Annotated in this window: 8 protein-coding genes and 1 pseudogene; all 9 read left to right on the forward strand. The window is 72.2% G+C overall.

Annotated elements, in window-relative coordinates:
• Positions 1-1,007: pseudogene (locus tag JHN45_RS25440) on the forward strand (hypothetical protein); the annotation flags it as partial.
• Positions 1,004-4,177 carry a right-handed parallel beta-helix repeat-containing protein gene (locus tag JHN45_RS25445; RefSeq protein ID WP_201050766.1) on the forward strand — a complete coding sequence of 1,058 codons (3,174 nt, stop codon included), beginning with the start codon at positions 1,004-1,006 and terminating at the stop codon, positions 4,175-4,177. The pseudogene JHN45_RS25440 and the gene JHN45_RS25445, both read left to right, overlap by 4 nt.
• A gap of 153 nt (positions 4,178-4,330) precedes the next feature.
• Complete coding sequence (locus JHN45_RS25450; protein ID WP_201050767.1) at positions 4,331-4,660, forward strand: WXG100 family type VII secretion target; 330 nt, start codon at positions 4,331-4,333, stop codon at positions 4,658-4,660.
• A gap of 34 nt (positions 4,661-4,694) precedes the next feature.
• Positions 4,695-4,985 (forward strand): WXG100 family type VII secretion target, encoded by a 291-nt coding sequence (locus tag JHN45_RS25455; protein WP_201050768.1) that lies wholly within the window; start codon positions 4,695-4,697, stop codon positions 4,983-4,985.
• 1 nt (position 4,986) lies between these two features.
• A complete protein-coding gene (locus JHN45_RS25460; protein ID WP_201050769.1) occupies positions 4,987-5,646 on the forward strand; it encodes a hypothetical protein in 660 nt (219 codons plus the stop codon).
• 48 nt (positions 5,647-5,694) lie between these two features.
• On the forward strand, positions 5,695-7,932 hold the full coding sequence (locus JHN45_RS25465) for a WXG100 family type VII secretion target (RefSeq protein ID WP_201050770.1): 2,238 nt from the start codon (positions 5,695-5,697) through the stop codon (positions 7,930-7,932).
• 47 nt (positions 7,933-7,979) lie between these two features.
• A complete protein-coding gene (locus tag JHN45_RS25470) occupies positions 7,980-8,411 on the forward strand; it encodes a YbaB/EbfC family nucleoid-associated protein (RefSeq protein ID WP_201050771.1) in 432 nt (143 codons plus the stop codon).
• A complete protein-coding gene (locus JHN45_RS25475; protein ID WP_201050772.1) occupies positions 8,404-8,775 on the forward strand; it encodes a WXG100 family type VII secretion target in 372 nt (123 codons plus the stop codon). The genes JHN45_RS25470 and JHN45_RS25475 overlap by 8 nt, the downstream gene beginning before the upstream one ends.
• A 5,547-nt stretch (positions 8,776-14,322) precedes the next feature.
• A complete protein-coding gene (locus JHN45_RS25480; RefSeq protein WP_201050773.1) occupies positions 14,323-22,977 on the forward strand; it encodes a hypothetical protein in 8,655 nt (2,884 codons plus the stop codon).
• Positions 22,978-23,077 lie beyond the last annotated feature (100 nt).

Genomic DNA, 23,077 nt, shown 5'->3' on the forward strand with positions numbered 1-23,077 from the left:
CCCCCGCACAGCGCCTCGCCCCGCCCGTCGCTCCCCGGTTTCGGCTGGAGTCCGGTGCGCCCGAGCCGGAGATCTCGGAGGTCGGGGACATCGGCGCTCCTGTGGCAGCGGATCCCCAGGTCGCAGACACAAGGACCGGCCCGGAGCCCGGCACCCCGCCCGTCGCCGGGGGTGCGGTCGGCGGGCCAGGGGTTCGGGTGCAGCCCGTGCCCCGGGCCGCGGCCTGCGCGCTGCCGCCGGAGCGGGGGATCGCGCAGGAACGGGAGTGGCTGCGCCGGACGCTCAGCGAGCAGTACAACGCCGTGGCCGGTTCCGTCTCGCGGGTGATGTCGGAGTCACCGGGCCTGCGCGGCGGATCCCGGACGGAGGTGGCGGACGCGCTGACCGAACTGGTCGCCGTACGCCTTTACTTGTCCGGCGACAGCCGCCAGGCGGACGCGGTCGTGCGCGAGGCGACGGCCGGACCGCACGTGCCGCTGGCGCGCTGTGTGACGGCGGGACTGCGCCGGCTGCCCTCCTACCGCGGCCCGGCCCTGCTGCGTACCCGCCTCGGCGAGGCGGAGCGTGCGTGGTACCGCGAGGGCAGGCTGGCCACCGAGTGGGCGTTCTGCCATGCCCGTACGTCGTTGCACCCGGGCCCGTCCGGCAGCGGCGCCACCGACGTGTTGATCTGGTCGATGACCGCTCGGCGGACCAGTTCGCTGGACGCGGCCGTTCCCGACCGGGTGCTGTTCCTGCCCGGCACCGCCTTCAAGGTGCTGCGCACCGAGGGCTCCGTCGTGCTGATGCGGGAGCTGTCGCCGTCCGAAACCGCACACGGCGGCCGGAACGGCCTGGGCGGTCAGCGCGACGTACCGGCGAAGCTCGACGAGATCGCCGTCAAGGGACTGGAGAAGATCCTGGACGCGCTGGAGCGCGCCGGTACCGATGCCGCGGCCGAGAGCGCCGACCCGCCCGGACTGATCGTGACCCCCCGTGCGGTCCGCACAGAAGGAGCCAAGCCATGAGCAGGCAGGTCTTGCCGGTCTCCCCGGACCGACCGGGCGCCCACCGTACGATCGCGCAGGCGTTGGCCGAGGCCGCGGAGGGGGCGCTGATCACGGTCGCCCCCGGCCGGTACGAGGAGTCGCTGGTGATCGTCCGGCCCGTGACCCTGGCCGCGGAGGGCGGCGCCGGGACCGTACAGGTGCACGCGTCGGCCGGGAGCACGGTGGTCGTCGACGCAGACGCGGTCCAGCTGTCCGGGCTCGTCCTGTCGTGCGCCGACCGCGACGCCCCGGTCCTCGATCTGCGGCGCGGGCAGTCCGCGCTGGAGGGGTGCCGGATCGAGGGGGAGGCGTGGACGGCGGTGCTGGCCTGGCACGAGGGCACCCTGGCCGCCCGTGGCTGCCGGGTCACCAACCCGCACGGCGCGGGGGTGGTGGTCACTTCGCGCGGCGACAACGTACTGGCCGACACCGAGGTCACCGAGGCCGGATCCTCGGCGGTCGTGGTCGCCGAGCACGGCCGACTCGACGTACGGGACTGCCGTCTCGACCGCCCCCGCGGCAACGGCGTCTGCGTCAACGGCAACGCCTCGGCGACCGTCGAGGACACCCTGATCACCGGCAGCGGCAAGCCCGCCGTAGCCGTCGAGCAGGAGGCGCGCGCCGCCCTGCTCCGGGTCACCGTCACGGGCAGCACCGCACTGGACGCGTATCTGACAAGCCGGGGCGAGACCACGCTCACCGACTGCGCGTTCTCCGGTTCGGGCGGGCAGTCCGTGCACATCGCCGACGGCGCCGCACCGCACCTGCGCGGCTGCGCGGTCACCGGCGCGGCCCGCAGCGGCATCCAGGTCACCGGGGGTGCCCGGCCCCGGCTGGAGGACTGCGCGATCACCGGCACTCCGGTGGGGCTGCATGTCACCGGTGCGGCGACCACCGCCACTGCCACCGGGCTCGTCGTCCGGGACGCCCGGACCACCGCCGTGCAGGCCGCCGACTCCGGTACCGCCGAACTGGAGCGGCTCACCGTCACCGGCTCCTCGGGCGCAGGGGTCCGGGCCGAGGGCGGCGCCCGGGTGGCTCTGCGGGACGCCGAGATCGTGATGAGCGGCGGAGAGCGGGGCAAGGGACAGGGGGCGGGACTGGGGCTGGCCGGGTCCGCGAGCGTGTTCGTGTCCGGATCCGTACTGCGCGAGTGCGGTGCGGAGGTCGGCGCGGACGCGGAACTGACCGCTCACGACTGCGAGTTCACCGGTTCGCCCGGAGACGCCGTGCGGGTACTGGCGGGCGGTTCGTTCACCGCCGTCGGGTGCCGGATGACCGGCGCGCGCGGCCGTGGCGTCCACGCCCACGCCGACGCACGCACCGACCTCAACAACTGCGCCATCCAGGACAACACCGGCGATCCTCCGGCCGACCGGGCGAGAGACGGGTTCAACGAGGGCCTCCGCGCGGACGAGGGACTCGGCAGTGACACGGCCGGGGGCGGGGGAGGGGACTCGGGGGGTTCCGAGGCTCCCGGACCGGCGGCCGTCGGGGACGTCGCCCGCTCGGGGACCGGGCCGCTGGCCGAACTGGAGGCGCTGGTCGGTCTGGAGAGCGTCAAGCTGGAGGTCACCGGGCTCATCAACCTCAACAAGGTGACCAAGCGGCGCACCGAGATGGGCCTGCCCATGCCGCCGATGAGCCGCCACCTCGTCTTCGCGGGACCGCCCGGGACCGGCAAGACGACCGTGGCCCGGCTGTACGGGGCGGTGCTGGCCGAACTCGGCATCCTCGGCAAGGGCCACATCGTCGAGGTGGCCCGCGCCGACCTGGTCGCCCAGATCATCGGCGGAACCGCCATCAAGACCGCGGAGGTCGTCAACCGCGCGCTGGGCGGGGTGCTCTTCATCGACGAGGCCTACACCCTGACGAACCAGTCCCGGGGCACGGGGCCGGACTTCGGGCAGGAGGCCGTCGAGACGCTGATGAAGATGATGGAGGACCACCGTGACGAGATCGTCGTCATCGCGGCCGGCTACTCCGAGCACATGGACCGGTTCCTCGCCTCCAACCCCGGTATGGCGTCCCGTTTCGCCCGCACGATCGAGTTCCCCAACTACTCCCCGGAGGAACTGGTCACCATCGTCCGGGGCTTGTGCGCCAAGCACTACTACGAGCTGTCCGACGACACCGTGGACGCGCTCTCCCGCTACTTCGAGACCGTCCCCAAGGGACCGACCTTCGGCAACGGCCGGGTCGCCCGCCAGGTCTTCGAGTCGATGATCGGCGCCCAGGCGTCGCGGCTGGCCATCCAGCCGCCGGGCCACGACAGCGAACTGAGTCTGCTCACCGCAGCCGACGTCACCCCGGCCCCCCAGCCGTCGACACCTTCACCGTCACCTGCGCCCGAGGGCGGCCCCGTCCCACCACCACCCACCGCGGCTCCCGAGACACCCGTACCGCCCCCTACCGCCCGCCACTTGGCCGCCCTCAGCGGTCTCGGCCCCGTCACCGACGCACTGACCGCGCGGCTGGACACCCTCGTCAAGCTCGGTCAGGGCACCGCGGGGCTCGCGGACGTCGTCCTGGAGGGCACGCGGGGCAGTGGACGACGGGCCGTGGCCGCCGCGTACGGCAGGGATCTGGCGGAACTCGGCATCCTCCCGTCCGGCGCGCTCACCCGGGTGTCGCTCCCGGAGGTCCCGGCCCGATGGGCCGAGCAGCCGCGCGCGTACCTCGCCGACGTATTCCGCCGAGCGGCCGGCGGTCTGCTGTTGGTGGAGGCCGACCCCGCCCTCGTGTCCCGCGCGGACGCCGAACAGGACACGGTCGTCGACGCGTTGGCCGCGGAGGCGGCGGCGCGCGATCCCCACGGCGTGGTCCTGGTCCTCTCGGGCAGCGCCCCGCGACTGAGGGAACTGCTGCGCACCCGTACGGACCTGGCCGGGGTGTTCGCCGACTACCTTCCCCTGCCCCCGTGGAGCGGCGCGGGTCTCGCCGGGCTGACCCGACGGCGGCTCACGACATTGGGCTTCGAGGTGCCCGACGACGTACTCGCGGCGCTCGCGGCACAGGACCCGGCCGACGGCGCGCACGGCGCACACCGGTTGGCGGACCGGATCGCCGCCCGCGCGGGCGCCCCCGTACTGGTCCTCGGCGACCTGGCGGGTGAACTCCCGCTGGAGGACGCGCTGGTGGTGGGCTGACGGGCCGCAGGGACAGAAAAACACGGTCGGCGGGGCAGCGCCCCCGGCTTCCGGCCCATGACGGGTACCACCCCGGGTCACCATCACCAACAGCGATCGCGATGAACCAGCCGCGGAACGACCACGGCGAACCAGCTACGAGAGGAGACGGTCATGGCCGACCTCACATCCGTGTCCACCGCGGGCATGCTGAGCGCCCAGGGCAGCTTCCAGACCGCCCTGGACGACGTCAACAGCACGTACGCCCAGATGCAGAGCCAGATCGACACGCTGCGCAGCAGCTGGAGCGGTGACGCCGCCTCCACGTTCCAGGGCGCGATGGACACCTGGCTCTCCGACTTCGGCACCGTGAAGCAGCAGTTGGACCTGATGCTGCAGAAGCTCCAGGCGAACACCGGGAGTTACCACACCACGCACCAGAACACCTCGGACGCGGCCACCCAGTTGCACAAGAACATGTCCAACCCGCTGCCCGGTTTCTGAAGCCCCCCACCACCGCACACACGAGGAGCGAACCATGCCTACGTATGCCGTCAACATGAACCAGGTCGAGTACGTGGTCGGTGAGATGGCCGCGATCAGCGGGAAGATCCAGGCGGCGCTGGCGGACCTGGACGACAGCGCCAAGGTGCACCTGAGCGAGTGGACCAGCGACGCCCGCAGCACCTACGACGTCGCCAAGGCGAAGTGGGACGCGGCCGCCGCCGACATGGTGACCCAGGCCCAGAACGCGACCAATTCCCTCGGCTACATCAACGAGTCGTACCACGCCGGTGAGCGGCAAGGCGTGAGCCTCTGGGACCAGTGACATGGCGAAGACGGACGCCGACGACGACAGCGGCAACAGTGACCCGAACATCAACAACAACGACTACGGGGACAACGGCAGCGGCAACGACGACAGCACCGGCTCCAGCGGGGACCATCGCTACCACGGCGGCACGAACGTCCTGCACGTCCCGGGGATCCTCGACGACCGGAACAACTTCGTGCCCCCGCCGGTGCCCGGCGGCGACGGGCACAACGGGACCTCGATCAGCACACCGTCGATGGACTTGCTGGCCTCCAACGTCGACCTGCTGATCCAGCCGGTGCGCGACGCCGCCACCAAGCTGAACGACGTCGCGATCGCGCCGGGCGCCTTCTACCACGCCAACGTCATGCGGACGAAGATCAACGGGGCGAACGCCGACGGCGGTCTCAAGAAGAGCTACACCGACGCCCTCTCGGCCCTGGTCACCGGTCTGACGGACCTGCGCGACGGCGTGCGGTCGCTGAGCCGGCACTACGCCACGACCGAGGAGGCCAACAACATGTCGGCCCACGACCTCAGTGACGCCTTCACGACCACCGCCGGAGACTTCAACCGGATGATGACGTCCAACGGCGGCACCGGCATCACCACCTCCACCTCCAACACCGGCACCGGCGACACCGGCACCGGCAACTCGAACACCACGACCACCTAGGTACGGGTTCGTCGGACAACGCATCGGTGGCTCCACGGGAGGGCGACAGTGCCGGACTACAACAGCGGCGGCTTCCATCAGGGCGAAGACGGGACGATCTTCGGCAATCCCGACGGCACCAACTCCGGAAGTGTCACGGACTACGAGAACTGGGACTGGAAGCAGATCAAGGCGGCCGTCTACGGCATGTCCTCCGGGGTCGGGACCGAAGCGAACCTGGCCCACGCCCGGTCCATCGCCAACCCGCAGTCCCTGATGGACGCGGCCAATGCCTTCCTCGACATCCAGCGCATCCTGGAGGCCGTCACGAAGAGCCTGGTCGACCAGGCCAAGGCGCTCGCCGGCGACAACGGCCCCTGGGGCGGCAGCGCCGCCGACGCCTTCCTCACGATGATGACCAACTTCTCCCGTCAGGTGAAGGCCAACGCCGATGTCCTGGCCGGGGGTTCGACCGGTGACCACTCCATCCCCCACCAGCTCGCCAACAACGCGATCTCCTTCCAGAGCGCGCAGAACAAGCTCGCGGAGATCGACGTCTGGTACGCCCACCAGGCTGTCCTGATGGGCGTGACCCCGATGTCCGACGGACTGATCCCGATCAGTCAGAAGCCCGAACTCGTGGCGATGATGACCGACGACATGCGCGCCGTGCTCAAGAACCTGGCGCACTCCTACCAGGTCACGTCCGACGCGGTCGTCAACCCCACTCCGGTGACCTCGCCGACGAACAATCCGGACGGCTCGGGGAACGACGGGAACGGTCCTGACCTGAACACCGGGGGCCTCGACGATCTCGGCGCCGGGACCGGCGACACCGGAAGTCTGTCGGACCTGTCCGGCTTCCCCGACACCGGCCTGGACGGGGGAACCGGTACGGGAGACGGCATCGGTGGCCTGGGTGACGTCGCCGGCCTGGACGCGTCCGGCGATCCGACCGCCTACCCGGGCGACCTGTCCGGTCTCGGCGACACCGGCCTCGACGGCACGGGACTGGGTGACCTCGGTCTCGACGGTCTCGACCCCGCGGGCATCGACAGCGCGCTGAACCCCGTCTCCTTCCCCGGCCTCGCCGGACTGGGCGGTCTCGGCAGTCTGGCGGGTCTTGGCGGCAGCGACCTGGGATCCGAGGGGGAGAGCTCCCTCGGCGGCCTGTCCAGCGCGGATCCGGCCGCCTTCGGCGACACCGGGCTCGGCGACGGCATCGCGGACGGTCTCGCCGGCGGTCTCACCGACGGGCTGGACAGCGGTCTCACCGACGGACTGTCCACCGGCTCGCCCGCGCAGCTCGCGACGTCCTCCGGGATGCCGTACATGCCCGGGATGGGCGGTACGGGGGCCAGTGGTGCCGGTCTGACGTCCGAGCCGACGGACGCCTCGGGGCTGCTCGACGCGAGCGCGGACCCCTGGGAGGGCGAGGAGACCCCCGGCGGCGGCGAGGTCGGCTCGGAGCTGGGCGCGGTAGCCGGCGGGGAGGGGCTCAGCACGTCCGGGATGCCGTACATGCCGGGCATGGGCGGCATGGGTGCCTCCAATGCGGGCCGGGACGCCACGAACGAACGGACCGATGCCTCGGGGCTGTTGGACCCGAGCACCGCACCCTGGGACGGCACTCAGGAGACCGGCGACGACGAGGTCGGTTCGCTCACCGGAGCCCTGCCCGGGGTGCCGTACCTGCCCGGATTCGACGCGAACGGACCCGCGGCCCGCACCGCGACGGCCCGCGCGAGCGCCACGGATGGCGAAGGCGCGGGGGAGTCCGCACCGGCGGAAGAAGGTGCGGCTGCAGAGGGCCTGGCTGAAGAGGGTGCGACCGAAGGACGTACGGCTCCGGCCACCGCCGAGGCGACGGTCGCGGTCGGGTCCGACGGGCTGCCGCTGCCCGCGCCCGACGAGAGTGGTGTGGTCCTGCATCCGCTGGCCGACGACGGCGAGGAGGACTTCTCCGCGTGGGAGCCCGGCGCCGGCGCGTTCGTACCCGTGCTGTGGGCCCTGCGCGCAGAAGGCGAGCGGGAGACGGGCCCCGAGGCGGACGGTCCGGGGGCGTCCGGTGAGCCGCGCAGCACCTGGCAGCCGGACCGCACCGGCAGCGGGGCGCCGGCCGGCGTGAGCGGCGCTGTCCTGGGGACGGCGTACTGCGGCGACGGCGGCCCCGAACCGGAGGAGCCCGAGGAGGAGGTCGAGGAGGAACCGGAGGAGGAGCCGGCCGCCCGGGGGATCGCCGACCTGCTGGTCCAGCCGGAGAGCACCTGGGGTGCCGTCCCCGGGGACTCCGCCGCCGCCCTCTGACCTGACCTCCCGCCCGCCGAACACCCCCTGAAAGGAGACGAGTTCACATGCCCGGTCCGTACGACCAGCAGATCGAGGACCTCCTGGACCAGTACCGCCGCCAGCGCGACGAGGCCGCCGAGACCCGGCGCCGGATCAACGAGACGACGTCGACCGTGACCGCTCCCCGGCAGACGGTGAAGATCACCGTGGGTGCCCAGGGGGAGGTCACCGCCATCGAGTTCCCCACCGGTGCCTACCGGCGCATGGCGCCCAAGGAACTGGCCGACGTACTGCTCACCACCCTGCGGCAGGCCAGGGCCGAGGCGCTGGAGGGCGTCGCGGGCGTGCTCGCCGACCGGCTGCCGCCCGGTGTGACCGTGCCCGACCTGCTCCAGGGCCGGGTCGACCCGGCCGCCGTCCTGCCCGAGGACCCGGCCATGCCCGACTCCGTACGCGACTACGTGGACCACGGCTTCAAGGGAGGCTCCGATGACTGACGGCACCTTCTCCGTCGACACCGAACGGCTTGAACAGGCGGCCCCGCAGATGCAGGAGCTGGCCGGGCGGATCCGGTCCATCGCCACCAAGCTCGACGGCCGCCTGGAGTCCCTCGGCGCGTGCTGGGGCGACGACGAGAGCGGACGGCAGTTCCTGGAGCAGTACGCCGAGCCCAAGCGGCAGCTCAGCGACGGCATCACCGGCGCGGGCAACGTGCTCGACAGCACCGTCGAAGGAATCCGGACGATGGCCAAGGGGTTCGCGCGGACCGAGGAACAGAACGTGGAGACCCTCCGCGCCGTCACACCCGCCGCCGACTCCGTGACGACGAGCGGCTCGTCGACGCACCACACGCGGCGCTGAGTCCCCGAGCATGAGCGTCGAGATGCCCCCCGAGCTGGCCTGGGTCGCACGGCTGGCGGTCGGACAGGCCTGGCCGAAGGGCAACGAGGACCACCTGCATGCCCTCGGCCAGGCGTGGAACGAGGCCGCGCAGGAACTCAAGGGCATCAGCGGGCAGCTCGGCGCGTCCGGCAACGGAGTCCTGGCGAGCGTGGGCGGGGAGGTAGCGGACCAGTTCCAGGCCTTCGTCACGCAACTGGAGTCCAGCCTCCCGGAGATGGCGGAGTCCGCCAACCAGCTGGGCAAGCTCGGCAAGAGCACCGCCGTCCAGATCGAGTACTCCAAGTACATGATCCTCGGCCAGCTCATCCTGCTGGCCGCACAGATCGCCGAGTGGATCTTCTTCGCGCCCGAGGTCATCCCGCTGGCCATCACGGCGGCACGCGTCGCGGTGAAGATGATCCTGCGCCGGCTCCTCATCTCGATCGCGACCGGTGTCGCCCTCAACGTCGGCCTCGACGTCGCCGTCCAGACCATCCAGTTCCTCAAGGGCGACCGCACCGAGTGGTCCACCCAGAACACCGTCTCCGCGGTGGTGTCGGGCGCGATCGGCGGGGCCGTGGGCGGCATCTTCTTCGGTGTGGGGGGCGTCCTGGCGCCGAAGTTCGCACACTCACTGTTCGGCAAGGGCATCCTCGGCGCGGCCACCGGCATCGGCACCGCCGGGATCATGTACGGCATCTACCACAGCGGGGAGGACGAGTTCGGCACGTCCATCAGCGCGGGTGCGCTGGGTGCGCTGGGCGGCGGCGGGAAGCGTCGGTTCGGCGGCAAGGGCGACACGGTGAAGGTGGACCCCGTCCATGTGAACGTGCCGGAGGCGCTCACGTTCGACCTGCCCGGAGTGGTGCCGGCCGACAAGACGGCACTGCCCGGCACGGACACCTTCAAGGAACCGACGGACAGCACGGCGACGACCGGCACGAACGGGACCGGGCACACGACCGGTTCCGCAGCCACGTCCAGTCCGGCTGCCGGCACCGGCGAGACGGGGCACGGCGCCTCCCGTACCGGGAACGCGGGGGCCGTGCACGAGACGACCCACGCCGCGTCCACTCCCGTCACCGCCGAGCACGAAAACGGGTTGCCCGGATTCACGACCACCGTCACCACCGCGTCGAGCACGACGACGAGCACGACGGCGAGTGCGACGACGGCCACCGCCGGCGCCTCGTCCGCCACCCGCGCCGGGGCGCCCACCACCACGGCGACCCGCGGCACGACGGGTGGCGGCAGCACTGCCGGCACCGGAACCACGGCCGCGAACGTGAGCGGCCCCACGACCACCAGCGGCTCCGGCACCGCCGCTGCGACCGGCTCCACGCGTCCGTCCACGGCGAGCACGGGCCCCGATCGTGGCACCGGCTCCACCGGCCCGGCGTCGCCCGTCCGCGCGGAGTCCGGCACTCCGTCGGCCGCCGGAACGCGTACGCAGGCCGCCGGACCGGAAACCGTCGGACCGACGGAGTCCAACGCCGTCGCGAGCACGACGCAGCCCGAGGTGAAGGCCGGTGCCGGTGCCACCGCGCACGCGACAGCCGCCGTATCGCAGCCGGAGACCGCGGCAGTCGCCGGCCGGCCCCGCCAAGAGGCCGCCGCGCCGGTCCCGGACCCCACTCCACCCCCCGGTGGGCGCCCCGACGGATCGCCCTCGCCCCCTCGGATGGAGCTCGACCGCAAGCCCCGCATCGCCGTCCGGTCCACCTTCGAGGCCCGGCGGTTCATGTTCCGGGGCGAGCCGGTCACCGACCTCACGGTCAAGATCGCCTTCCGCGACGGTGGCGGAGGGCACGACACGGACGCCGTCTGGGCCAAGGTGACGGCCGGGGTCGAGGAGTACTTCAACGCGCCGGAGTACCACCTGCCCGGCACGGACCACACTCCTGGTACCGGTGACCGTCTGCACGTCACCGTGGTCCGCGCGACGCCCGGCGAGGAGGCGCACCTGACGGTCGATCTCGTCGACGGCGACAGGGTCATGGACCAGCGGATATGGCGGACGGACGCGCAACCCATCGAATACGCCCACGAGCTGGGTCACCAGACGCTCAACCTGCGGGACGAGTACCGTGACCACGCTGTTCCGCACCGTCCCGATGTGAAGGGCGGACTGATGGGCAACTTCCACGCAGACTCGCCCGAGGGGCTGCGCAGGGGTGGTCTGGGCGAGCGTCATCTACAGCTGAGCGCCGCTGTCGTAGGTGAGCTCCACCTTGAGAATCTGGGAGTCGCGCACGACGCCGACTGGGAGCAGGCGCACGTCGCGGCGACGGCCCACAAGCGCAGTCACATGTGGGTCGACCCGGTCTCCGAACCGGAGCGTTACAAGACGTCGGACGGTTCCGCGCAGGACATGCCGCCGGTCGTGGCCCCGCGCACCATGACCGCCGCAGATCTCGCCAGGGCGATGGAGGCGGGGATGAGGCGGCGGCAGTACGACTCCGACTCCGACGACGAGCCGGAGCCGGATTGGAGCGACGCGGAAAGTGACACGCCGGCCAGGCGCGTCCCCACCGCTGTGCCGGGGCCGTTCCGCTGGACGGCACCGGCTCCCACCGACGCGATGGCGCAGCACCACATCTGGGCGGAAAGCGAAGGACAGGCCCAGGACCGCCCCGGGGCGCGGGAGACCGAGGAGCCGACAGGGCACACCGAGGCCGCCGGACACCAGCCGGTCGTCGAAGAGGCGTCGGTGCCTCCTCCGTCGGTACCTGTGCTGGAGGCGTTGCCGTCCGGGCCCTTCGAGGCACACACACTGTGGGCGGACGACGACTTCGTCTCCTTCGGTGTGGCCGTCAAGGAGCGGCGGTCCGACGACACGATCAGTACGACCCCGCTGGCGTACTCCCACGAAAGTGAGGCGGAACGTCTCCCGGTGGAGGACGGGAGCGGCTGGCCGCGCTGGGAATACCGGAAACAGGCGTACGACGCCATGTCGGCCGCGGCCGCGCGCCGGCTCCACCTGATCACCGAGCGGGCGAAGGAGATCGTCCGCACGGAAGGGGCGGACGATCGGGAACGCGAGCGTGCCGAACGTCTGCTGAGGACCGAGGAGTCCCTGAAGGACGGCCACTGGACTCCCGAGTACCGCAGCGAGTTCCTGCGGGTGCAGATGCTCATGGGGGAGAGCGACTTCCTGAGCGACTTGCCGCAGGAGCTGGTGGTGAACGAGCGTTGGGGGGAACGGATCCCGGCCGACGCGGACGTCGCGACGCCGTGGGCTCTGGTCTCGCCGGACGATCCGACCGGAGCGATCGGCGGTTCGCTGCACGGACCCGACGGCGTGTCGGCGCGGTTCCACGCCTGGGTGAAGCAGAACGGCGGCGACAGCGACTGGCTGGCGGGCTGGGCCGTACAGCAGTCGCACGGCTCCAACACCACTGAGGCGCTGCGCTTCAAGGTGATGATGAGCCACTTCCGTCCGCCACGGCATGACCAGGGCTTCTACATGTCTCGCCTCGACGGCCCGGGGGTGAAGGACGACGAGGCCCCGGACAGGGGTCACGTGGATGCCGTGCCGGTGCTGAACTTCCCCTCGGGATACGTGCGGAGCATGGTGGCCCAGCACGTCTTCACCCACGAGATCCTGACCCGGGTGAAGATGCCGAACGTGGACCGGAACAGGGGTGTTGTCCAACTTCTGCGCCTGGACAAGCGATCCGTGGTCGATGAAGCCAACGGTGGTCCCACCCCGGCCCCCCGTGCCCAGGTCGATCTGCGGCGCGGCCCAGCGGATTCGTACAGCCTGGTGGAGCCGTACAAGGACCAGCACGACACCCAGAACCACGCGCTGGGGGCGTTCTGGGTCACCTCGCAGGAGATTCCGCTGCACCAGGTCTTCGGAACGTACCTGCAGAGCAGAGCGCCGATCGAGGGGGAACGCGAGCACACCCTCTTCCTCTACGAGCATGAGAACGAGTTCCTCGCGATGTCCGACGGCGTGAAGGCCGTTTTCTACGGAACGGACACGCCCCCCATGCTGCAGGTGGCCCGGGAGGCGTCCGCTCCGCACCCCGACGAGGTGTCCCCCCGTGCCCCGATGGCCGACGTGACCGACCGGCCGACCCACGCGCCGGAGACCGGTCAACAGGCGCATTCCGGTCTTGAGTCGGCCGGTGGCTCGGGGCACGGGGACTCGCGGGTGGTGTCCCCGGCCGTGGCCCGGTCGCAGTACGGGATGCCGGAGAAGAACTTCGGCAAGTTCCGGAATCTGGCGCGGGCACGCAATCTCGTGATCGACGTCCGGCCGACCAACACGGCCGCCCCGAAATGGCTCGATCAGGGAAAGCTGCCGAAGCCCAAGGACATCAAGGCGAAGTCCGTCAACGACCTGGACGTGCTGCTCGGCGCCAAGGACGAACACCGCGGTCTGATCGGCTACTTCGAGCCGGTCCTGCCCGAACGCGGGAACCTCGACGACAGGACCTGGGAACAGCTCGAAAGGCGGTTCACGCAGCGCACCGAGGAGTTCGAGGCCCTGGCGCCGGTGATGGCCGACCTCCGGGACCAGGGCCGGTTCAAGGTCGAGAACGGCCTGGTGTACGGCAGGGACGGCCAGGACAACTGGATCGAGATCACCGGCGATCACGACGTGTTCGACATCAGGACACCGGGCGGTACCCGGCTGAAGGGGGATCCGTACGACGCGGTCGTCAACACCATGATGACCGACGACATGGCCGTCATGCACGGCGCGCACATGGACTGGGAGCCGACCACGCCCTTCAGCAAGGGCATCTTCAGCAAGATCGTGGACTCCCACCAAGAGGGCGGCGAACCGCTCCTGCGCTTCCGTCCGGGCCTCAATGACGCCGAACTCGTCCACGCCCCGGCGGAGTTCCGCTTCACGGGCCGGGAACCGGAACAGCCCCGGAACGACGGCTCGCCTCTCCCGCCCGCCGATATCGCCCGTCCGCGTTCCGATTCCCCCGTCCCGCCCGCCGAAGGATCCACCACGCGACAGGCCGAGCCTCCGCGGGCGCCCACGCACGGGGAATCCGACACCGCCCCCGCCGAGCCCGCGCTCATCCGCGCCGACTCGCCGGTCAGGGACGCGTCGCCGACCCCCCGTATCGAGCACCCGGTTCTTCCCCCGTCGGAGTCCGAGACGACGGCCGGTGCGCGGCTCGGCGAGCCCGAGGCGCTGCCCGAGACATCGCCCGCCAAGGCTCCCCTCGCGGAACCCCTGGCGAATCCCCTTGTCGAGCCCCTTTCAGAGCCACCCGCGAAGCCTCTCGCGGAGCCGTTCAAGCCCGCCGAGCCGGAGCCGACGGCCGTGGCGCCGGAGAGCGACCCCTGGCCGCCGCCTCCGCCCGGCGACGACCCGCACCGGGCCGGTGACCCCGAGACCACGGACCACCTCGCGCGCCCGGCCCGCCCGCCCTGCTGGGCGGCCGTCACCAGCAGTCGCTGGCCGGTATCCGGATCACCGACGCCCCCGGCCCGGAGGACCTGCGTGAGCAGGTTCTGGCGACCCTGCCCGCCGCTCACCGCACCGACCGCCAGGTCGTGCAGACGCTCGACGCGGAGTTCGACCCCGCCAACTTCCGCACCCGGCACGAGGAGATGGTCAACGGCGGCTGGCGCTTCCAGCTCCGGGTGGCCGGCGACGTGCACGACGTGGTGCTCACGGCCCGGCCCGGTTCCTGGAGGCTGCGCGCGGACCAGGCACCGGCCGAGGAGAAGGAGGGCAAGAGCTTCGACCGGTCCGCCGAGGCCAAGCGCGCGGCCGAGCCGAAGAAGACCGCGCTCACCACCTCGCAGGCGGGCCTCGACCTGGCCCCGACCGTGATCCTCCCGGACGGTGCGCGGGGCGACCGGCTGGGCCTGATCACCCCGTCCGTCAAGGCGGGCGGCAGCACACACGCGACCGACACCTCGTTGAACGCCGGCGCCGAGACAGGCACGAAGACCTCGCTCACCGGACCCACCGACACCTACGTCTCCCGGTTCCGCTACGAGTCGACCGTCACCGGCCCCGACGGCCGCCCGCTCCCGCGCCCCGCCGGTGCCCCTCTCACCGCCGATGTGACCGCGGAGATCACCCGCCCGGACCCGGCCCCCGCGGACGGCCGCGCCAGCGACTGGAACGGCTGGGACAGCGATCGCTCCGACGGCGCGGAGGGCCGCCCGCTCGACATCACCGGGCTTGCCACGCTGCACGAGGACGTCTTCCGCCACCTGCCCAGCGAGGCCCGCCCCGGCGGCACCGCGCACAACGACATCCTGGAGTTCCTGTCCCCGAAGAACGTCGTCGACGGTTTCGAGCACGCCGCCGGCTGGGGCCTGACCTCCAAACGGCTCGACCTCAGCGACGGCGGCCACGCCTGGCTCCGGCTCACCCTGGAGCCCGGGAGGTCGGCACGCGAGGGCACGGTCGCCGACAAGGACACCGTCACCAGCAAGGAGACCGGCGAGCACGCCACGGGCCGCACCGACACCTCCGGCTGGGGCCTCGGCCTGAACGGCGGCGGCGCGCGGCGGTTGTGGCAGAGCAGCAGGACGAAGGAGTCGTCCTGGCTGACGGTCACCGGCGGCTACTCCTACGCGTACAGCCAGGCCCACCAGGAGAAGGGCAAGCAGACCTTCTCGCTGGAGCGGAGCCTGGAGCACAAGGGCACCGGCGACCTGGTCAGGACGGCCGTACGGTTCCGGCTGGAAGTACTGCGCGAGCGGCTGTCCCCGGGTACGGACGGACTGCACGCGGTCCGCGCGGAACCCGACGCCGCGCCCGCCCGGGACGAGGAGAACCCGTCCGCCCCACGATCCGGCACGGTCATCCGCGTCAGCCACCGGCCGTCCGCCGCCGCCGACGGCAGCCACACTCCCGCCCCGGCCGCCGACAGCCTGCGCCGACCCCTGATCGCCGCGCGCACCGCCTTCGTCGACGTGCCCGGCGCCCGGCAGCTGGAGCGGCACATCACCGAGCGGCTGCACGAGCTGGCGCCCGGCACCCTGCCGCCGCCCGAGGGCGCGGCGGCAGGACGGGTCACTCCGCAGGCCATGGAGAACCAGCGCCTGCTGCGCGAGCGCCTCTCCCGGTCCGGGCTGCGCGCCGACGGCGGACGGCTCCTCGACGGCACCTTCCGGATCACCCTGGACACCTCCCACCTGCCGGGGCTGCCCGGTCGTACGTACGAGGTGGTCGTCCGGGCCGACATCGGGGCCGGGCACCACGACGGGGCGGCGACGGGCACCGCTAAGGACACGGTGGCCCGAGCGCACGCCACCGACAAGGCGGTGACCCGGGGCGGCAAGCACACCCTGGGGGTCAGCGGCAATCTGCGCAGGGCACTGAACCCGCCGGACACCGTACGGGCGTTCGGGAACGCCGGTGTCGACCTCTCCTACGGCCCCTCCCGGCAGACCGTCGCGTCGGGCGAGACGCAGGCCAAGCGGACGTTCCAGCACAAGGGACCGGCGGACGCCTTCAGTTACCCGATGACGTACCGGGTGCTGGTCGCCCCGCACAGGGAGGGAAACCCGCCGGGCACCCTGCCGGCCGAACGTCCTGCCGACGGCAGGGGAGCGGACACCGTGCGCGAGGTGGTCCTCGGGGCCGAGGACCGGCTGCGGGTCGAGGTACGGCAAGCGGAGCGCTCGGCCTCCGCCCCCCGGCATCTGCGGCCCGCCCGGCTGCCGCAGGCGCACGCCGTCACACGGGTCACCGACGAGGCCGCCTTCCAGCGGCAGGCGCGGGACGCGCTGGAGGCGGCGTACCGGTCCCGGGAGCCCGACGTCGAACCACCGCGTGTCCCCGAACTCGACGAGGCCGTGACGGCACTCGCCGGCCGCGCCCAGCTGCCCGGCCTGGTGTCCGCCTCGCACGCCGGCTGGGCCAACACGCTCGACCGGCACGTCGACGACGGCCGGGCCCCCGACACCGTGGGCCTGTCGGTGCGCACCCGGCTGATCGACCTGCACTACGCGGAGACGCTGACCGGGGACAGCACCCTCGACCTGGAGCTGAAGGCGAGCGGCGCCACCACCGTCGCCGACCAGACGTCGACGTCCGTCAAAGGCAGCCTCGGACCTGACTTCGGTCTGTTCCCCGAGACCGCGACCGGCGCGCTCACCACCACGTTCCAGGTGCGCGGCGGCGGCAAGGGCAAGGCCGGCGGGCAGTGGGACGCAGCGGACACTCTCAAGCAGCAGACCGCCACCACCCGCAAGGCCGGCCACACCGGCACCTGGCACGTCTACCGGGCCACGGCCGAGGTGAGCGTCGCCGGACGTCTCACCGAGGGGTCCGGCGCCTCGCACGTGGGACGCCCGATCCGCCATCACCACGACTTCTACGTCCTCCTGTCCGACGAGGACGTCACCCGCCTGCACGCCGAAGCGCTCACAGACCCGGCCGTCCTGCCTCCGGAACGCCGTGCCACCCTGCTGGACCAGGGCATCTCGGGCGGTGCTCTGGTGGAGATCCCCGGCACCGACCCCGTACTCCAGGAGATCGACCGGCAGTTGCGGGGACCGGACGCGGGAATCGTCCCGGTCGCCGCCCTCCCCTTCGCCGACACCTACTCACCGGACACGCTCGCCGCCCGCTACGACGAACTCGTCGGCCCCGGCATCCTGGACCGGCATGTCGAGGTGACGCGTGCCGGACACGTCGTCACCGAGGTGCTGGTGCGCGGGATCGCCGACGGCTGGCGCGACGACGGCTCCCGCTCGGACCGCCCCCTCACCCGTGACGTCACCGTCGCCCACACCGTCAAGGGAAAGGCCGGCGCCAAGGGCACGCTCGGCGCCGAGGGCAACCTCCGGGCCTCCGTACGTCCTCCGGCGGTGCCCCACCTCAACTCGGTCTCCATCACCCCCGCCGGCGGACTCGAAGGCGGCCGGGGCAGCAGCGCCGAGTCCGGCGTGACCACCACCGTCGGCCACAAGACGTCCGGCTACGGCGACACCAACGCCCGCTTCACCGCCGGCCTCAGCTACGAGGTGACTGTCACCCGGCGCACCGAGACCGGCCGCTTCGTACACCTGCCGGAGGAGCCGCGGACCATCGGTCCGTACGGCACGACCGCCTGGGTGCCCGAATCCCTCACCGAGAGCGCGACCGCCGCGCCCCACCCGCAGGTGCCCGGCGACGACGCCCTCCGCCCCGCACCCTCGGCCGAGCACCCGTTCGGCATCGAGCTCGATCGGCTGCCCGGACCGGGTCCGGCCGAGCGCACCGGCTGGCACGACGCCCTGCGCGAGGCACACGACCTGGTCGGCTTCGACAACACCAAGTCCCTGCACGACACCGCCGTGCAGGTCCAGGCGACACCACGTCCGTGGGGCGACGGACTGCTCGGACACATGGGCTCCTACTACTCGTGGGCCCTCTCCCAGGGGGCGGACCTGACCCGATGGGCGGCGCGCTCCACTCTGCCCACGCAGCTGACCGGCACGGTCTCCCGCTTCCTGGACACCTACACGGCCGACCCCCGGCTGGGACACGAGCACGACCTGAGCAAGGAGCAACGCCTCACTCTGGAGGAGCAGTTCGCGATCCGCCAGGTGTTCTCCGGACAGTCGCTGCCGGCCCTGTTCCACCAGCTCGACACCCCGTCCGGCGAGTACCGGGTGCCCGGGACCTCGGTCGCCCTGTCCATGGAGGCCATCGGGCCCCCGCAGGAGGTGGGCCGCCGTGACGCGGCCGACGACGAACTCTCCGTCGCCGTCAAGGGCGAGTCCGCCACCGCCGCCACCAACACGTACAACTGGTCCCTCTCCCCGCTCGACTTCGCGATCCTCACCGAGGACCCGGTGAGCAGCGTCCCCCTCTCCACCGCGCGCATGACCCGTGACGAGACCTTCGACTCCACCCGCCCCGTCACACGCACGCCCGGCACACCGAGCAGGCCCACCCCGAACGCGCAGCCGCCGCACGGCATTCCGGCCACGGAACCCGGCAAGGCCAAGGTCACCGGCGCGGCCGCGCTGATGCGCCAGCCCGTCAGATTCACCGTCCGGGGACACGACGACAACGGCCCCTACGGCACCCCCCGCACCGTCACCGGCCACATCTTCCACTGGACCGCTCCCAAGGGGCCGGCCGCTTCGTCGGCTTCGGGTTCAGCGGTTGCGTTCGTTTCGGGCTCCACTCGCCGTCCGGTGGCCGCGTCGGCTTCCGGTTCCGGTGCCCCGTCGCCCCTCGGGCTGTCCCGCCGCCTCACCGCTCCGTCCTCTTCCGCGACCGCGCACAGGTCCATCGCCTCGTTGCCGCTCGACACGCCCCGCCGCGAACCCGCCGCCGCTCCTTTGTCCCACCTCTCTCCACCCGGCTCCCGCCCGGCCGACACTGACTCGTCCGACTTCGCGCCCCGCGCGCCACGCGCCGAAGTCGTGGGGACCGTGCCGGAGCCTGTGCACACCGAGCCCCGTGCGCCTGGCGCCGACGCCGTGGCTACCGTGCCGGTTTCCGCACACACCGCCCCCCGCGCCGAAGCCATGGCGACCGCCCCGGAACCCGTGCACACCGAGCCCCAGGCACCCGCGCCCGCCTCCATCCCGGCGCTCACACGCGGCATCACGTTCCCCGCCGAGGACGTCACCGCGCCCACCCCCGCCGAGACCGCCCACGTCGACGTGTTCGCCGCCGAGGTGGCGCAGGACGCGGTACGGCGGGCGGACAGCGGGCTCGGGCTTCCGGCCGTGCTGGTCACCGGGCACGGCACCGCGTCCGTGTCCGGCCTGCCTCACTTCGGCAGGGCGGTCCAGATCGGCGCCGAACGTGCCGAGGGCGTCCGCGCGCTCTTCGCGCGGCGACTCGACGCCCATCTGCGGGACCTGGGCTCCCCGTTGACGTCGGACGCGTTCACGATCACGGCCGAGTCCCGCGGCCCGGAGCTCCCGCACGGCACCGACCTGGCCCAGGACACTCCGGAGGCCCGGCGCCGCGCGGTCATCACGGTCACTCACCCGGCCGGCGCAGGCCACGGGTCACCTGTCGCCGGCGAAGATTCGGCGCACCGGGCCACAGCGCCCCCGGTCCACGCGGCACAGACCCTCGCATCCGCCGTACCGTCCGCACCCCCCTCGGACGACCGCCCGCCCCTGCGGCCGGAGCAGTGGCGAGCCCGGCGCGAGCAGGCCGCCTGGGCGGTGCTGCGGACCGAACGGTACGACCCCGCGCGCGACCCCCTTGCGGACCGCCCCGGAGCCGGACTGCTGGGCGGACGGGACGTCGTGGTCCGTGCGGCCGTCGCCCGGATCCAGGCGGAGGACGGCCGCTGGGTCCGCAACCTCTCCCTGCACCTCCCGGTGCGCTTCGGCGACGGATTCGGGCCCGGTGAGCTGGCCGCCTATCGCGAGCGGCTCCAGTCGTTGTTGGACACGCACGTGAACGACGGGCGCCGACTGCCCGGCTCGGGCGACCAGTTGCACATCGACGTGGACCTTGAGCACCGGCCGGACCACCCGGAGGCCGTGGAGATCAGCCGCAGCGACGCGCCGCAGCGCGACTGGGACCAGTTCACCTTCCCGCTGGGCGACGACGAGGGCGTGCGGGACGACGCCCGCGCACTCCACGAACTGCTGCACTACAGCGGTCTGCCCGACCGCTACCACGACGTCACGACGCTGTTCCGCCGCCTCGAAGAGCAGTCTGACCGGACCGGCCTCATGGCCGACATCGACACCATCGACGTACCCGACACCTACCTTCGGACGATCGCCGAGGTCACCGAGTCCGGGCCGGTCCTGCGCGACCTGCCGTACGTCGGGGAGGCCGGGCAGCCGGCCGTCGCCCCGCCTGGGCTGACCGGAGCCGCGGCCCGCGGGATCCTGCTCGCGGTGGATCCGGCTCCGGCGTCCCCGGCCAGGCCCCCCGCCGCCGCGCCGTTCGCCGACCTCTCCGACGCGGAGGTCACGGAGCTGACCGGCCGCGTCTGGGGGGAGGGAACCGAGTTGACCGGCGGCGGCAGGAACTGGAGGGGCATCGGGCGGCCCGAGTTCGACCCCACCCAGTACCACGTCCGCCACGAGAGCGGGGAACGCGTTCGGCACGCCACGCCCTGGGCCCAGGGTGCCTACGTCGTCCTGGCCCGTGTCGGTCGCGACCACATCACCCTGGAGACCCCGCACGGGAACATCCGGCTGAAGAACGTCGAGGACTTCGTCGCGCTGCTGGCGCACGACCCGAACCGGCCGCCGGACGCCGACATCGTGCTGGCCGTGCGCGGTCTTCCCCAGGACGCCTTCGGCCTGCCGGAAGCCGTGTTCGCCGCGACGGGGAATCGGGTCTGGTCGCCGTCCGGCGGGGAGCTCGAACTCGCGCGGGCGCGCGGGAAGGGGAAGCCTACGGTGGAGCGGATCGAGCTGTCCGGCCGCGACCCGCACTGGGCTCCGACCACCTCGGCGGCGGGCCCCGACCACTTCGCGCACCTGCGGGCGCAACGTCTGGCCACCGACGAGTACACGGTCCGGGCCGCCACCGAGGGATCCGTGCTCTTCCACCGGCTGCCCGCCACCCAGCTGACGGCCGACCCCGCCGGCTCCTCGGCCGCTCCCCTGTTCCTGCCCACTCAGGAACTCGACGTGGTGCCCATCGGGGAGTTCCCCGAGGTCCACGTGTCGCAGGACCGCACGCTGGCCATCGACGCCGGCGGACTCAGCCAGCACGCGTACGCCACCGAGCGGGCCGTCGACGAGGCCAATGCGAAGCTGGCCGCCGCCGGCAGCAAGGTGCGGTTGAACGCCGACCCGGAGATCTCCCTCACCTTCCCCCGGGGCGACACCCTGCCCACGCCGCCGTTGCTCCAGGTCACTCCGCGGTTCCTGACCCGCTCGGGCCGCTCCGAGGAGGAGACCTGCCGGGACTTCGCACAGATGGTGTCCGGCGAACTGAGGGCCTCTCACGCGGTGCTTCGGGTGCCGGGACAGGTCTCGACCGGCCGGATCAGTGCCCTGGACACGGCCGAGGTCACCGGCACGCACTACCTCGCCGAGTCCCTGGCCAAAGTCGCGGACGGGCAGATCGCCATGGCTCTCACGAGCCCGTCCTGGGCGGCCGCGGAGATGGCCCAGGACAACCGGGGCGTCGGCGGTCAGGGCGGTGCGCCGATGCCCGGCCGGGAGTACGGCAGCGCGCTCAGCTACGAGCACGTGGACGACCCGCGCCGCGACGCCGTGGCGCGGGCGGCGCGGCGGATCGGGATCAACGAGGGAGCCTGGGCCGAGGTCGGCGAGGGCTACCTGGTCCAGTCGATCAACGCGGAGGACGACAACGGAAAGCCGACCCTTGCGGTCAACTACGCCAAACCCACGGCGAGCAACGGATCACACTTCGGCTACCACTTCGCGAGCGTCGTCCTGGCCAGCGAGGACGGCCAGTCCCAGCTCGCCCTGGAGAACCACGCCCGGGTCAGCAGGAACAACAGGGAGATGAGCGCCGCGGTCGAGGAGAACCTGCGCAGCTCCGCCGCCCGCCTGCGCGCGCTGGCCGCCCAACTGCACGAGCGCGTGCGCTTCGCCGAACGGGTAGGCGCTGACCCGGCGCGGCAGGAAGCCCTCAAGTCCAAGGCCCAGCTCGCCGACCTGCTGGTCACCGCGCGGGAGGCCCGCGACCGGGGTGCGTCCGTGGAGGAGCAGGACCGCACGTTCCAGCGGGCCGCCAAGGCCATGCCGAAGGTCGCTTCAATGATCGACGGCAAGCACCAGTGGTACTTCCGCTCATACAGCAAGCGCCCCGGGGAGTCGATGCACGAGTCCCACGCGGAACTGCTGTCCGACGACCATGCCTCGGCCGAGGCGAACCCGCTCACTCTGGTCGTCCTCCACGGCCACGCCGTGTCGGCGCCCGAGTTCCGCTCCATCCCGTTCGACACGCCTGGCACCATGGCGGACAGTGCGGGCTCCAGGCTCGACTACCTGGCCGAGCACGTTGTCCGTACCGGGCTCTGGAACCTGGCCCACGGCCTGCGGCTGCCGACCGTCCGGCTGGCCGGCCAGGGCGACGGCGGCCCGCCGGATCTCGAACGCGACCTCACCATGGCGGCCCGGATCCGCGACGAGCTGCGCACCCGGATCGCCGCCCTCCTCCACGAACGCGGCGCGACCACGACCGCCGACGCCTTCACGATCAACATCGCCTCCGGTCTCCGCCGTGACGACCGTCGAACCCATGGCCCCCGGGTCGGGTTCGAGGTGGATCACTGGCGCAACGTGTAGGACGACGGCCCCGCCCCTGAGGATCAGTGACGCGACACTTGCCAACCTCCTGAGCCAGGTGCGCGCGGGGCGGCGACGGGCGGCGATGTCCCGAGGCCGC

The organism is Streptomyces sp. MBT53 (assembly GCF_016654115.1).
Lineage (GTDB): Bacteria > Actinomycetota > Actinomycetes > Streptomycetales > Streptomycetaceae > Streptomyces.